The sequence below is a fragment of the Bradyrhizobium sp. 62B genome, from assembly GCF_030272265.2.
GTDB lineage: Bacteria > Pseudomonadota > Alphaproteobacteria > Rhizobiales > Xanthobacteraceae > Bradyrhizobium.
The window spans coordinates 4,864,444-4,876,729 of record NZ_CP092841.2 but is presented as its reverse complement, the minus strand read 5'-3'; the positions used below and the strand labels follow the sequence as shown (position 1 = coordinate 4,876,729).

At 65.9% G+C, this 12,286-nt stretch carries 13 protein-coding genes; 10 read left to right on the top strand and 3 right to left on the bottom strand.

Annotation, left to right across the window (positions count from 1 at the left end; genetic code table 11):
- Positions 1 to 30: 30 nt before the first annotated feature.
- Both fliP and ML401_RS23335 read right to left on the bottom strand, forming a co-directional pair.
- A complete protein-coding gene (fliP, locus tag ML401_RS23340; RefSeq protein ID WP_211418881.1) occupies positions 31 to 792 on the bottom strand; it encodes a flagellar type III secretion system pore protein FliP in 762 nt (253 codons plus the stop codon).
- Complete coding sequence (locus ML401_RS23335; protein ID WP_285807049.1) at positions 789 to 1,769, bottom strand: flagellar biosynthetic protein FliO; 981 nt, start codon at positions 1,767 to 1,769, stop codon at positions 789 to 791. Before ML401_RS23335 ends, fliP begins: the two co-directional genes overlap by 4 nt.
- Before the next feature lie 353 nt (positions 1,770 to 2,122).
- On the opposite strand from ML401_RS23335, the gene flgB reads away from it, so the two are divergent.
- From flgB to ML401_RS23285, 10 genes are all read left to right on the top strand, one after another.
- On the top strand, positions 2,123 to 2,527 hold the full coding sequence (gene flgB / locus ML401_RS23330) for a flagellar basal body rod protein FlgB (protein ID WP_194403226.1): 405 nt from the start codon (positions 2,123 to 2,125) through the stop codon (positions 2,525 to 2,527).
- 41 nt (positions 2,528 to 2,568) lie between these two features.
- Entirely contained in the window at positions 2,569 to 2,994 is a 426-nt protein-coding gene (gene flgC, locus ML401_RS23325; RefSeq protein ID WP_194403225.1) for a flagellar basal body rod protein FlgC, read from the top strand.
- Positions 2,995 to 3,010: 16 nt separating this feature from the next.
- Positions 3,011 to 3,331 (top strand): flagellar hook-basal body complex protein FliE, encoded by a 321-nt coding sequence (fliE, locus tag ML401_RS23320; RefSeq protein ID WP_194403224.1) that lies wholly within the window; start codon positions 3,011 to 3,013, stop codon positions 3,329 to 3,331.
- Between the two features lie 114 nt (positions 3,332 to 3,445).
- On the top strand, positions 3,446 to 3,709 hold the full coding sequence (gene fliQ / locus ML401_RS23315) for a flagellar biosynthesis protein FliQ (protein WP_015684971.1): 264 nt from the start codon (positions 3,446 to 3,448) through the stop codon (positions 3,707 to 3,709).
- A 17-nt stretch (positions 3,710 to 3,726) separates the two neighbouring features.
- Positions 3,727 to 4,497 (top strand): flagellar biosynthetic protein FliR, encoded by a 771-nt coding sequence (gene fliR, locus ML401_RS23310; RefSeq protein WP_194403223.1) that lies wholly within the window; start codon positions 3,727 to 3,729, stop codon positions 4,495 to 4,497.
- Between the two features lie 10 nt (positions 4,498 to 4,507).
- The gene (gene flhB / locus ML401_RS23305) at positions 4,508 to 5,587 is read left to right on the top strand and encodes a flagellar biosynthesis protein FlhB (RefSeq protein WP_211418883.1); all 1,080 of its coding nucleotides are present in this window, start codon (positions 4,508 to 4,510) and stop codon (positions 5,585 to 5,587) included.
- A 154-nt stretch (positions 5,588 to 5,741) separates the two neighbouring features.
- Positions 5,742 to 8,318 (top strand): cell cycle histidine kinase CckA, encoded by a 2,577-nt coding sequence (cckA, locus tag ML401_RS23300; RefSeq protein WP_194403221.1) that lies wholly within the window; start codon positions 5,742 to 5,744, stop codon positions 8,316 to 8,318.
- A gap of 210 nt (positions 8,319 to 8,528) precedes the next feature.
- Positions 8,529 to 9,551, top strand: a complete 1,023-nt coding sequence (locus ML401_RS23295) for a Tim44 domain-containing protein (RefSeq protein ID WP_211418884.1) — start codon at positions 8,529 to 8,531, stop codon at positions 9,549 to 9,551.
- A gap of 145 nt (positions 9,552 to 9,696) precedes the next feature.
- Positions 9,697 to 10,377: a lectin gene (locus ML401_RS23290; protein ID WP_285807048.1), complete on the top strand. Its 681-nt coding sequence runs from the start codon at positions 9,697 to 9,699 to the stop codon at positions 10,375 to 10,377.
- Positions 10,378 to 10,607: 230 nt separating this feature from the next.
- Entirely contained in the window at positions 10,608 to 11,315 is a 708-nt protein-coding gene (locus tag ML401_RS23285; RefSeq protein ID WP_285807047.1) for a glutathione S-transferase, read from the top strand.
- Positions 11,316 to 11,594: 279 nt separating this feature from the next.
- Here ML401_RS23285 and ML401_RS23280 read toward each other — a convergent pair whose 3' ends face one another.
- On the bottom strand, positions 11,595 to 12,269 hold the full coding sequence (locus ML401_RS23280; RefSeq protein WP_285807046.1) for an isoprenylcysteine carboxylmethyltransferase family protein: 675 nt from the start codon (positions 12,267 to 12,269) through the stop codon (positions 11,595 to 11,597).
- Positions 12,270 to 12,286 lie beyond the last annotated feature (17 nt).

Genomic DNA, 12,286 nt, shown 5'->3' with positions numbered 1-12,286 from the left:
GCTTTCCTTGTTGAAGGGGCGGTGTCCCTCTCATCCCCCGTAACTCTGCACCAGGCTCCCCGCCACCAGCGACCAGCCGTCGACCAGCACGAAGAAGATCAGCTTGAACGGCAGCGAGATCGTCGCTGGCGGCAGCATCATCATGCCCATCGACATCAGCACGGAGGCGACGACGAGGTCGATGATCAGGAAGGGCAGGAACAACAGGAAGCCGATCTCGAAGGCGCGCTTCAGCTCGGAGATCATGAAGGCGGGGACGAGGATGCGAAGGGCGAGGTCGTCGGGGGTGGCCGGCGCCGCCTCGCCGGAGAGATCCAGGAACAGCCTGAGGTCCTTCTCGCGCACGTTCTTCTGCATGAAGCCGCGCAGCGGGACGGAGGCGCGCTGCAGCGCGTCCTCGACGCCGATCTGGTTGGCGACGAGCGGCCGGATGCCGTCGTCGTAGGATTTCTGCAGCACCGGGCCCATCACGAAGAAGGTGAGGAACATCGCGAGCGCGATGATCACCGAGTTCGGTGGCGCGGTCGCCGTGCCCATCGCGGTGCGCAGTAGCGACAGCACGACCACGATGCGCGTGAACGACGTCATCATGATAAGGATCGACGGAGCGATCGACAGCACGGTGAGCAGCGCGATGAGCTGGATCGCGCGCTCGGTGACGCCGCCACCGCCAGCACCGCCGCCGCCGAGATTGATGCTGATGTCCTGCGCATGCGCAGGGCCCGCGAGCGAAGCCGCGGCGATCAGGACAGAAAGGAAAACAACTCTACGCGGGAGGGACGGCAGCCTCACGAAGACGGCTTCGGACGGCCGAGCAGCGATGCCATCTCGTCTTCGAGGTTTTCAAAGCTGGTCTTTTCCGCGGCCGGCTTCGGTGGCGGAGCCGGGGGCCCGGCCGGCTCGCTGCGAGCCGCCCGCGGGGGCGGCGCGGCCGGCGGCTCCGGCGCGACGGGAGGGGCCACCGTTTCGCCGGCGGGTCGGCGTAGCGCAGCCTCCAACCGCTGCGCCATTTCGGCGAGGTTCTGCTCGGCGCTCGAAGGGCTCGCGGGAGCGGGCGCCGGCGGCGGAACGGGCGGCGCCTGCGGCACGGGCGGAGGAGGCGGCGGTGCGGCGGCGCGCTCGGCGCGCGGTGGCGGCATCTTGGCCGGCTCGCTCTGACGCGGCGGACGCGGCATCAGCGGCGGCTCGCTGCGCGGGACGCGCGGCGGCAGCGGCTCGGGGCGTGGTTCGCGCTCGGGACGGGGCGCCATCGGTTCGGGCGGAAAGCCGCCCATCGGCGGTTCGCTGCGGCGTTCGGCCAGCGCGGGAGCGGGCCGGCGCAGTTCGTCGGCGAAGGACGGGCGTGCGGGCCGCGGCGGCGGCTCCGGCATTTGCGGCTCGGGATGATCGAGCAGCTCGGGCCGCGGCGCTTCGTCGGCCCAGCCGCCGGCATCGGGCATCGGGGCAAGGCGCGGCGGCTCGGCGGCGTTGGGACGCTGCGGCAGCTGATCGCGGCCATGCGCGGCGCGAACGATGTTGGGCTCGACGACGATGTCGGTGGGGCCGCCGATCATCAGGAGGTGCTCGACATTGTCACGCCGGACCAGCACCAGGCGGCGCCTTCCGTCGACCGCGGCGGCATCGATCACGGCAAGGCGGGGCATCCTGCCACGCTGGGTGTTGGCGCCGAGCCGGCTGGTGGCGAATCGGCGAACCAGCCAAGCAGCGACGCCGATCAACGCCAGGACGACGATGAACGCGACGATGAAGGTGATAGGGCTGCCTTGCATACTTGTCCCCGACAAATGGCGCTTCTGTCGTGCCCATGGTCGGATGCGCCAACCACGGGCCTACGATGCCCCAAACTGCGATTTCTTAACGTCCCACGGCAAGTTTTGCCGTCCCCAACTCTTAATAACCCATGAATCGCTCGATCCAAAACGACTTCTTGGCCCGTGCCGGCGCCGCCAAACGGTTGGGTTAATGCCACTTTTGGAGACGTAGAATCACGGGGGCGTAGATGACTGTCCCGCACGGGGACAGGTGTCGGGGATCCTCTTAACCAGCTGTTAACCATACACACGGCAAATTCTGCCTAGCTGCGGACCTCAGGGGTCCGTGAGAGGCGGAAGGAGCCGCGACGATGTCCATCAACGACCTCCCGGTACTGTCGGCGCTTCGCACCAAGATGCAGTGGCACCAGGAACGCCAGCGCGTCCTGTCCGAGAACGTCTCCAATTCCGACACGCCCAAATTCCGGCCGCGCGACCTGGTCGAGCCGAAACTCGACAAGTCCGGGGCCGTCACCGGCTCGATGGGACCCCTGGCGATGATGCGCACCAGCGGCTCTCACATGACCCCGTCGGGCGCGGCGTCCGGATTCGACCAGAACAAGAACGCGGGCTTCGAAACCCGCCCCGCGGGCAACGCCGTCAATCTCGAAGAGGAGATGATGAAGGCCGCCAGCAACCAGATGGACTACGCGGCGGCGACCTCGCTCTATTCGAAGAGCCTGCATCTGCTCAAGACCGCGATCGGCAAGGGCTAGCCGCATGATCGACGGAACAGAACGGCTAGGGGAGGCGCATCATGGCCAATGACAGCAGCGACTTTGCCCGTTCGATGGCAATCGCGACCTCCGGTCTGCGGGCGCAAGCCGGCCGCATGCGGGTGATCTCGGAAAACATCGCCAACGCGGATTCGACCGCGCAGACGTCAGGCGGCGATCCCTACCGGCGCAAGGTTCCGACCTTCTCCTCCGCGCTCGACCGCTCGCTCGACGCGCAGGTCGTCACCCTCGGCAAGATCAAGCCCGACCAGTCGAACTTCCGCGTCAAATACGAGCCGAACAATCCGGTCGCGGACGCCAGCGGCAACGTCAAATATCCCAACGTGAACTCGGTGGTCGAGATGACCGACATGCGCGATGCGCAGCGGTCCTACGAGGCCAACCTCAACATCATCAGTGCGACGCGCCGGATGATCCAGCGCACGCTCGACATCCTCAAGAGCTGAACAGGACAATTGAGCCATGGCATCACCGTCAGTCGCCGCCAATGCATATGCCAACCTCGCCCGCGTGCTGGACAACACCGGCGCCGGTGCCGGTGCCGGTAAGGGCACCGAGGCCGGCGGGCAGTCCTTTGCCTCGCTGCTGAAGGACGCCGTCGGCAGCGTCATGGAGTCCGGCCGCAAGTCCGATGCGCAGACGGTCGCGATGGCCTCCGGCAAGGCCAATGTGATGGACGTGGTGACCGCGGTCGCCGACACCGACGTCGCGGTGTCCACCCTGGTCTCGGTCCGCGACCGCATGATCGCGGCCTATGAAGACATCATGAAGATGCCGATCTGATTTGCACCGGTCATTCCGGGGCGGTGCGAAGCACCGAGCCCGGAATCTCGAGATTCCGGGTTCTCGCTTCGCGAGCCCCGGAATGACGGAAATACTTACAGTGAGAATTCCCAAATGACCGGACCCGAGACCCTCGACGTTGCGCGCGATGCGATCTGGACGATCGTGATCGTGTCCTCACCCCTGATGGTGGTGGGCCTCGTGGTCGGCGTCATCGTGTCGCTGTTCCAGGCGCTGACGCAGATCCAGGAACAGACGCTGATCTACGTGCCGAAGATCCTCGCCATCTTTGCCACGATGCTGCTGGCGCTGCCGTTCATGGCCGACGCGCTGCACTCCCACATGCTGCGGATCTCGTCGCGAATCATCGGCGGCTGAGGCAAGATGCGGCAATTATGCGCATCGACGTCTCGCTGCTGCCGGCGCTCGCCGCTTCCTTCATGCTCGTCTTCGCCCGGGTCGGCGCGATGGTGATGCTGTTGCCGGGGCTCGGCGAGACCAACATTCCGACCCGGATCAAGCTCTCGATCGCGCTGCTGCTGACGATGATCATCCTGCCGCTGCACCGCAACGCCTACCAGGTCGACATGGGCTCGCTGGCGCCGTTGCTGGTCCTGATGCTGCATGAGATCGCGATCGGCATCGTGCTGGGCGCGACCGCGCGCGTGACGCTGTCGGCGCTGCAGGTCGCGGGATCCGTGATCGCGCAGCAGATGGGGCTCGGCTTCGTCACCTCGGTCGATCCGACGCAGGGGCAGCAGGGCGTGCTGGTCGGCAACTTCCTGACCATGCTGGGCGTGACGCTGCTGTTCGCCACGGACAGCCATCATCTGGTGATCGCGGCGCTGAACGACAGCTATACGATCTTCTCGCCGGGCGAGACCGTGTCGAGCGGCGACGTCGCCGCGCTCGCAACCCGCGCCTTCGCCGCCGCGTTTCGCTTAGGGCTGCAACTCTCGGGGCCGTTCCTGGTGTTTGGCCTCGTCTTCAACATCGGCTTAGGGGTGCTGGCGCGGCTGATGCCGCAGATGCAGGTCTATTTCGTCGGTGTGCCGCTCTCCATCTTCGCAGGCTTCCTGGTGCTCGCCGTCGTGCTCACGGCGATGATGGGCACCTATCTGGATTACTTCATCGGTGTCATGCACCAGTTGATGCCGCTCAGGTAACGAGGGATCGATGGCGGAAGACAACGATCCAGAGAGTCAAACAGAAGACCCGACACAAAAGCGTCTGGACGATGCGCTCGAGCGCGGCGACGTTGCCAAGAGCCAGGAGATCAACACCTGGTTCATGATGGCGGGCGGCACGCTCGTGGTCTCGACCTTCTCGGGTTCGGTGGGCAGCGGGCTGCTGGCGCCGATGCGCAATCTGCTCGCCAATTCCTGGATGATCAAGACCGACGGCAAGGCGCTGCTGGCGCTGATGCAGCACATCGAATTCGCCATTCTCGCGGCGATCGGCGTGCCGCTGTTGATGCTGATGCTGGCGGCGGTCGCCGGCAACATGCTCCAGCACCGCCTGGTCTGGTCGACCGAATCCCTGACGCCGAAGTTCAGCAAGATCTCGCCCGGCGCCGGCTTCAAGCGCATCTTCGGCAAGCAGGCGGCGGCCAATTTTCTCAAGGGCATCGGCAAGCTGGTGCTGCTCGGCGTGGTCATGACCATGATCCTTTGGCCGGAGCGGCATCGCATGGAGGCGATGGTCAGGCTCGATCCGGCCGCCATGCTCGGCGCCAGCACCAGCATGACCATTCATCTGCTCGGCGCTGTGGTCGCGGCGCTCGCGGTCGTCGCCATCGCCGATTATTTCTTCCAGTATCGCAGCTGGTTCCAGCGGCAGAAGATGTCGCTCCAGGAGATCAAGGAAGAATTCAAGCAGTCCGAAGGCGATCCGCACATCAAGGGCAAGCTTAGGCAGTTGCGGCAGCAGCGCTCCAAGAAGCGCATGATGGCGGCGGTTCCCAAGGCCTCGGTGATCATCACCAACCCGACCCACTATTCGATCGCGCTGTCCTACGAGCGCGGCATGTCGGCGCCGATCTGCGTCGCCAAGGGCGTCGACAACCTCGCCTTCAAGATCCGGGAGATCGCGCGCGCACACGACATCCCGATCGTGGAGAACGTGCCGCTGGCCCGCGCGCTCTACGCTACCGTCGAGATCGACCAGGAAATCCCGACCGAGCACTATCACGCGGTCGCCGAGGTGATCGGTTACGTCATGCGGCTGAAGCAGGGATTCCGTGCCGGACGCGGCTAAAACACCCGAAAAGGTCCGGAAATGGCTGTAATCTGGGAATCAGCTTACCTTTCGCTCCCGCTGCCCTTGCACCTCGGGGTCCGATTCAGGCAGGGAGGACCCCATGCGCCCCGTGGCGCGTTGATTCTCTGCCGACAGGCCGCGCCAGCTTGAGATGACCGCCGAGACCGACCACGACCTCACACGCGAGCCCGTTGCGGCGCACGAGCCGTCGCAGCGCTCGGGCAGCATTGCGCTGGTGCTGCTGGTGGCCGCCGGCCTCGTCGCCGTCGCCGTCGGGCTGATGACGCTCGGCCGCGCGCAGGCGCAGCCCTATATCCTCGGCATCCTCGCCGTGCTGGCGATGGTCGGCCTGTTCAACCTGTTCGCCTTCGCCGCCGGCATCATCCGCTTCGCCGACCGCAATCTCGATGATCCCGTGGTGGGCCGGATCGCCGATCATGGATTCGACGGGTTGGCGGTCACCGATGCCCGCGGCCACGTGGTCTATTCCAATGCAGCCTATCTGACGCTGACCGGCGCCGCCGGCCCGCAGGACGTGCGCCCGGTGGAACGCGTCTTCATCGGCAATCCCGACGTTTCCGAAGCCGTGTTCCGTCTGCTGAAAGCGGCCCGCGAAGGCAAGCGTCAGCAGGAGGAGGTGCGCATCTCCGGCCAGGACGGCAGCCAGGGCCGCTGGCTGCGCATGCGGGTGCGCCCGCTTGGCACCGGCAAGCGTGAGTCCAAATACGCGGTATGGTCGATCGCCGACATCACCCGTGATCGCGAGCGCCAGGAAGACGTGTTCCAGGAGCTGCAACACGCCATCGAATATCTCGATCATGCCCCGTGCGGCTTCTTCTCGGTCAATCCGGCCGGGGAGCTTGCTTATGTCAACGCGACGCTGGCGAACTGGCTCGACTACGACCTCGCCGAGATCGGCTCGGGCGGCCTGAAGCTGACCGACATCGTCTCCGGCGACGGCGCCTCGCTGCTGACCTCGATCGTGGCGGTGCCGGGCGAGGTGAAGACGGAAGTCTTCGACATCGACCTGCGCATGCGCACCGGCAAGACCATGCCGGTGCGGCTCTATCACAAGCTCGCCTTCGGCGCCGACGGCGCGCCGGGCCCCTCGCGCACGCTGGTCATCAGCCGCGCCCGCGACGAGCGCAGCGACCCCGATCGCGCCGCCGAAGTGCGCTTCATGCGCTTCTTCGACCACACGCCGATGGCGATCGCGACCGTCGACCGCGGCGGCAACGTCGTGCGGGCCAATGCGCGCTATGCCAAGCTCGGCCAGGCGCTGGGGCTCGACAGCGCCTCCAAGTCGATCTTCCGCGCGGTCAATTCGCGCGACCGGCATCTCCTGATCGCCGCCATCAACCAGGCCGCCGAAGGCCAGGCCGACATCGCGCCGGTCGAGGTGGCGCTGGAAGGGACTAAGGAGCGCTGGGGCCAGTTCTTCGTCACGCCGGTCGATTCCGCCGAGAACGAGACGGAAGCCGCCATTGTGCACATGCTCGAGACCACCGAGCGGCGCGCGCTGGAGAACCAGATCAACCAGTCGCAGAAGATGGAGACGGTCGGCCAGCTCGCCGGCGGCATCGCCCACGACTTCAACAACGTGCTGTCCGCCATCATGATGGCGAACGACTTCCTGCTGAACGCGCACAAGCCGACCGACCCGTCGTTCCAGGACATCATGCAGATCAAGCAGAACGCGACGCGCGCCGCGACGCTGGTGCGGCAGCTGCTGGCGTTCTCGCGGCGGCAGACGCTGCGGCCGCAGGTGCTCGATCTCGGCGACGCGCTCTCCGATCTCACCATGCTGCTGCGCCGGCTGATCGGCGAGAAGGTCAAGCTCGACCTCGTCCACGGCCGCGATCTCTGGCCGGTGAAGGTCGACGTCTCCCAATTCGAGCAGGTGATCGTCAACCTCGCGGTGAACGCGCGCGACGCCATGCCCGACGGCGGCAAGCTGATCATCCGCACCGCCAACGTCACCACCGAGGACGCGGGCAAGCTCGCCTACAAGGGCATGCCGGCCGCGGATTATGTGCGGATCGAGGTCGCCGACACCGGCACCGGCATTCCCGCCGATATCCGCGACAAGATTTTCGAGCCGTTCTTCTCGACCAAGGAAGTGGGCAAAGGCACCGGCCTTGGCCTCTCGACGGTCTACGGCATCGTCAAGCAGACCGGCGGTTTCATCTACGTGGATTCCGAGCCGGGGCAGGGCACCTCGTTCCACATCTTCCTGCCGCGCCATCACGCCGAGCCGGAGGTGCAGGTCGAGCAGCCGGCCGTTGCCACCGCGACGAATGGCGCCGCGAAGGAAGCTGTGGCCGTCGAGGCCAAGCCGCGCACCGATCTCACGGGGCAGGGCACCATCCTGCTGGTCGAGGACGAAGAGGGCCTGCGCGCGCTGAACGCACGTGGCCTGCGCTCGCGCGGCTATACCGTGGTCGAGGCCGAGAACGGCGTCGAAGCCATGGAGATGCTGGAGGAGCAGAGCGGCGGGATCGATCTCGTCGTCTCCGACGTCGTCATGCCCGAGATGGACGGCCCGACGCTCCTGAAGGCGATGCGGGAAAAGAACCCCGACATCAAGTTCATCTTCGTCTCCGGCTATGCCGAGGACGCCTTCGAGAAGAGCCTGCCCGAGGGCCAGCAGTTCGACTTCCTGCCGAAACCGTTCACGCTCAGCCAGCTCGTGGCGGCGGTGAAGGAGACGATGACGAAGCAGGGGTGAGGTTTCGCGAGAAGCTCGCAATGAGGGGGAAAGGGTGGAAATCTCCCCCCGAAACCGCCGGTAGCCGGTGACCACGGTTCCCTCGCCACCCGACCAAGCCCCCGCCAAATATGGGCTTTTGCCACATCCCCGCGACTGAGGGCCGCAGCCGCAAGTTCCCAAACACACTTCACTTTTTGGGAAGTCTGCCCATCTTAGGGGCACGTCCCCATGCCGGGGATTTGGGAAACGCACATGAATTTCTCGCTACGATCCCGCAATCTCTTCAAGACGCTCGCCGTCATGCTGGCGCTTGCGCTGCCGACAGCGCTCGTCATTTCGTCCGCCGACGCGCGCGTCGGCGGCGGCGGCTCGTCGGGCTCACGCGGCTCGCGCACCTTTTCGGCACCGCCCTCGACCTCCACGGCGCCGGGCTCGGCCTCGCAATTCAACCGCACCTACACCCAGCCGGGTGCAGGCATGAACTCGGCTGCGTCCGCGCCCGCGCGTGGCGGCCTGTTCGGCGGCCGCGCCGGCGGCTTCATGGGCGGCCTTGCGGCCGGCTTCCTGGGCGCCGGCCTGCTCGGCATGCTGTTCGGCGGCGGCCTGTTTGGCGGCCTCGGCGGTCTGTCCTCGATCCTGGGCCTGATCATCCAGATCGTGCTGGTGGTGCTGGTGGTGCGGCTGGCGATGTCCTGGTGGCAGCGACGTCACTCGCCGCAGGCGGCCTATGCCAATGCCGACGCAGGCGCAGCTTCAGGACCGCAGCCGAACCAGCGCAGCGGTCTCGGTGGCGGCCTTGGCGGTGGTCTCGGCGGCTTCGGCTTCGGCGCCAATGCCAACAACGCGCCGCTCGAGATCAAGCCGGACGACTATGAAGCGTTCGAGCGCCTGCTCGGCGAGATCCAGACCGCCTGGTCGAACGAGGACGTGGCCAAGCTGCACACGCTCGCGACGCCGGAGATGGTCTCCTATTTCGAGCAGGACCTCGCCCAGAACCGCGCGCGCAACGTCGTCAACAAGGTGACCAACGTCAAGCTGCTGCAGGGCGACCTTGCCGAAGCCTGGCGCGAAGGCGAGACCGATTACGCCACGGTGGCGCTGCGCTTCGCGCTCACCGACAAGACGCTGGACCGCAACAGCGGCACGGTCGTCGCCGGCAGCGAACAGCCGGGCGAAGTCACCGAGGTCTGGACGTTCGCCCGCCGGCCCGGCAGCGGCTGGGAATTGTCGGCGATCCAGCAGACCAACTGATCGCAACGCGATCGAGACGAGAAGGGCGTCGTGCTTGCCGCACGGCGCCCTTTTTCTTTGGGCGCTTCACGCGGCATTGGAATAAGCGGATGCGACTTGGGTTGAAATTCAGGCGGCCAACGACAAACACGATTGGGAGGACAAGATGATTCGTATCGAGAGATCCGTGACGATTTCAGGGCTCGCGCTGGTGCTGGCCTTGGCGGCGGCGCCAACTGCGCAGGCGCAATCGGCCGACATGACGTTCTTCGTGACCTCCAGCGGCCCGGGCAAGGGCGCCGATCTCGGCGGCCTCGAGGGAGCCGACGCGCACTGTACGAGGCTCGCGCAGGCCTCCGGCGCAGCAGCCAAAACCTGGCGCGCTTATCTCTCGGCGCAGGCCGCCGACGGCAAGCCGGCCGTCAATGCCAAGGACCGCATCGGCAAGGGACCGTGGCAGAACGCGAAGGGCGCGGTGATCGCCAAGGACGTGGCCGACCTGCACGGCCCCGCCAACAACCTCACCAAGCAGACCGCCCTCACCGAGAAGGGCGAGGTCACCAACGGTCGCGGCGACACGCCGAACCGGCATGACATCCTGACGGGAACGCAGCCCGACGGCACCGCGTTCGCCGCCGGCGACGACAAGACCTGCAAGAACTGGACATCGAGCACGCAAGGTGCGGCGATCGTTGGCCACGCCGATCGTCTAGGCTTGCGCGATGACGAACCGTCGAAATCCTGGAACAGCTCGCACCCCTCGCGCGGCCCCGACGGCGGCTGCTCGCAGGCCGATCTGAAGAGCACCGGCGGCGACGGGCTGCTGTATTGTTTCGCTGCGAATTGAGGGCTGAGCTCTCTCCACGCGTCATTGCGAGGAGCTCAGCGACAAAATTGCGTAGCAATTTTGCGCAGATGCAACGAAGCAATCCAGAGTCGTTCCGCAGAGACACTCCGGATTGCTTCGCTGCGCTCGCAATGGCGAGTGGGCTGCGAGAGGGTTCCATCACACTCTGACGGAACCCGAGGCCGCATGTTACATTGGTCCGCTAGCATCCAAGCTCACGGACCCCTCCCATGAAATACGAACTCTATTACTGGCCCGAGATCCAGGGCCGCGGCGAATATGTGCGGCTGGCGCTGGAGGAGGCGAGTGCGGCTTACGTCGATGTCGCGCGGGGAGCGCGCGGCACGGCTGCGATGATGAAGATGATGGACGCGCAGAAGGGCACGCCGCCCTTTGCGCCGCCATTCCTGAAAGCGGGCAAGCTCGTCATCGGCCAGACCGCCAATATCCTGCTCTATCTCGGTAGCCGACACGGACTCGCACCGAAGACGGAGGCAGGAAAGCTCTGGGTGCATCAGCTCCAGCTCACCATCACCGACCTCGTGGTCGAGATTCACGACACCCATCATCCGCTCGGACCCTCGCTCTATTACGAGGACCAGAAGCCGCCGGCGAAGAAGCGCACGGCCGATTTCTGGGACGAGCGCGTGCCGAAATATCTCGGCTATTTCGAGCAGCTTCTCGCGGCCAATGGCGGCGCCTATGTCACCGGCCGGAGGCTGACCTATGTCGACCTCTCGCTGTTCCAGATCGTCGCGGGGCTGCGCTATGCCTTTCCCAAGCGCATGAAGGCGTTCGAGACAGACATTCCGGGCCTGCTCGGCCTGCACGATCGGATCGCCGCGCGGCCGAACATCAAGGCCTATCTCGCAAGCCCTCGCCGCATTCCCTTCAACGAGCAGGGCATCTTCCGCCGGTATCGCGAGCTGGATAATTAGCCGGTCCGGACGAAGACTGGCGGCAGCCTCCGTTCCGGACCGGCCGCTTCGGGCGCGATCAGTCGCCCGAACGCGTCGTGGCCGGGGAGCGTCCGTGAACGCTCCGGTCCGGATCGCTCGTCATCGGGGACGGGAGAGAGGTCGTGCTCGTCGGGGCAGGGGGGCTTGCAGAACATCGTCGCGTCTCCGTCACAAAGGTGCGGGTTCCCTTAGCGGGGCTCGCTGGCCGCGACGTCAGTCGATCGGAGGAGGTGGCACGATTTTCTGTGCAGTGGGCCTTCACCAGACGCCCGGCACCAGGCGATAGCGCACCCGGGCCGCGTAGTCGGCATAGCCCGGCAGGCCGTCGCGCAGGATGCGTTCCTCGATGCCGATACGGATCGCGAACAAGGCGATGAAGACCGGGACCATCGCGAGTCCCCACCACGAGCCCAGCAGCAGCGGCAACCCGGTGAAGAACAGCACCATGCCGCTATACATGGGATGACGCACATGGGCGTAGGGCCCAGTCGAGATCACGCGTTGTGCGCGCTCGGCTTGCAGCTTCACCACGGGGGCGGCGAACGAGTTCTCGCGAAAGACCCACAGCGTGAACAGCGTCGACAGCAGGAACAGCGCGACGCCGGCTGCCTGCAACGCGACCGGCATGTCGGACCCTTCAACGCGCCGGTCGATGCCGATCAGCACCAGCCAGGCCAGCATCGCAACGATGAGGGCGCCCATGAACACCTTGTCGGCGGCGGGCTGATCCTTTTGCAGAAGTGGTCGCAGACGCTCGGCGAGCAGCGCCGGATCGATCCGGTGCAGCCACCAGCCGCAGAGCGGGCCGAGCAGGATGCATGTCGCGAGGAACGCCCAGGCTGCGGGCCAGCGCAAGGTCCCTGCGGATGCGAACAGCAGCGCGCCCATCGCGACGGTGGTGATCGTGTTCTGCAGCAGCAGTCTGGCGATCATGGTCGATCTCGTCCGGG

Excerpts from the sequence above, each read along its gene's own strand:
- ML401_RS23335 (WP_285807049.1), bottom strand. The coding sequence starts at position 1,769 with ATGCAAGGCAGCCCTATCACCTTCATCGTCGCGTTCATCGTCGTCCTG.
- flgB (WP_194403226.1), top strand. The coding sequence starts at position 2,123 with ATGTCCATCAACGACCTCCCGGTACTGTCGGCGCTTCGCACCAAGATG.
- flgC (WP_194403225.1), top strand. The coding sequence starts at position 2,569 with ATGGCCAATGACAGCAGCGACTTTGCCCGTTCGATGGCAATCGCGACC.
- fliE (WP_194403224.1), top strand. The coding sequence starts at position 3,011 with ATGGCATCACCGTCAGTCGCCGCCAATGCATATGCCAACCTCGCCCGC.
- fliQ (WP_015684971.1), top strand. The coding sequence starts at position 3,446 with ATGACCGGACCCGAGACCCTCGACGTTGCGCGCGATGCGATCTGGACG.
- fliR (WP_194403223.1), top strand. The coding sequence starts at position 3,727 with ATGCGCATCGACGTCTCGCTGCTGCCGGCGCTCGCCGCTTCCTTCATG.
- flhB (WP_211418883.1), top strand. The coding sequence starts at position 4,508 with ATGGCGGAAGACAACGATCCAGAGAGTCAAACAGAAGACCCGACACAA.
- cckA (WP_194403221.1), top strand. The coding sequence starts at position 5,742 with ATGACCGCCGAGACCGACCACGACCTCACACGCGAGCCCGTTGCGGCG.
- ML401_RS23295 (WP_211418884.1), top strand. The coding sequence starts at position 8,529 with ATGCCGGGGATTTGGGAAACGCACATGAATTTCTCGCTACGATCCCGC.
- ML401_RS23290 (WP_285807048.1), top strand. The coding sequence starts at position 9,697 with ATGATTCGTATCGAGAGATCCGTGACGATTTCAGGGCTCGCGCTGGTG.
- ML401_RS23285 (WP_285807047.1), top strand. The coding sequence starts at position 10,608 with ATGAAATACGAACTCTATTACTGGCCCGAGATCCAGGGCCGCGGCGAA.
- ML401_RS23280 (WP_285807046.1), bottom strand. The coding sequence starts at position 12,269 with ATGATCGCCAGACTGCTGCTGCAGAACACGATCACCACCGTCGCGATG.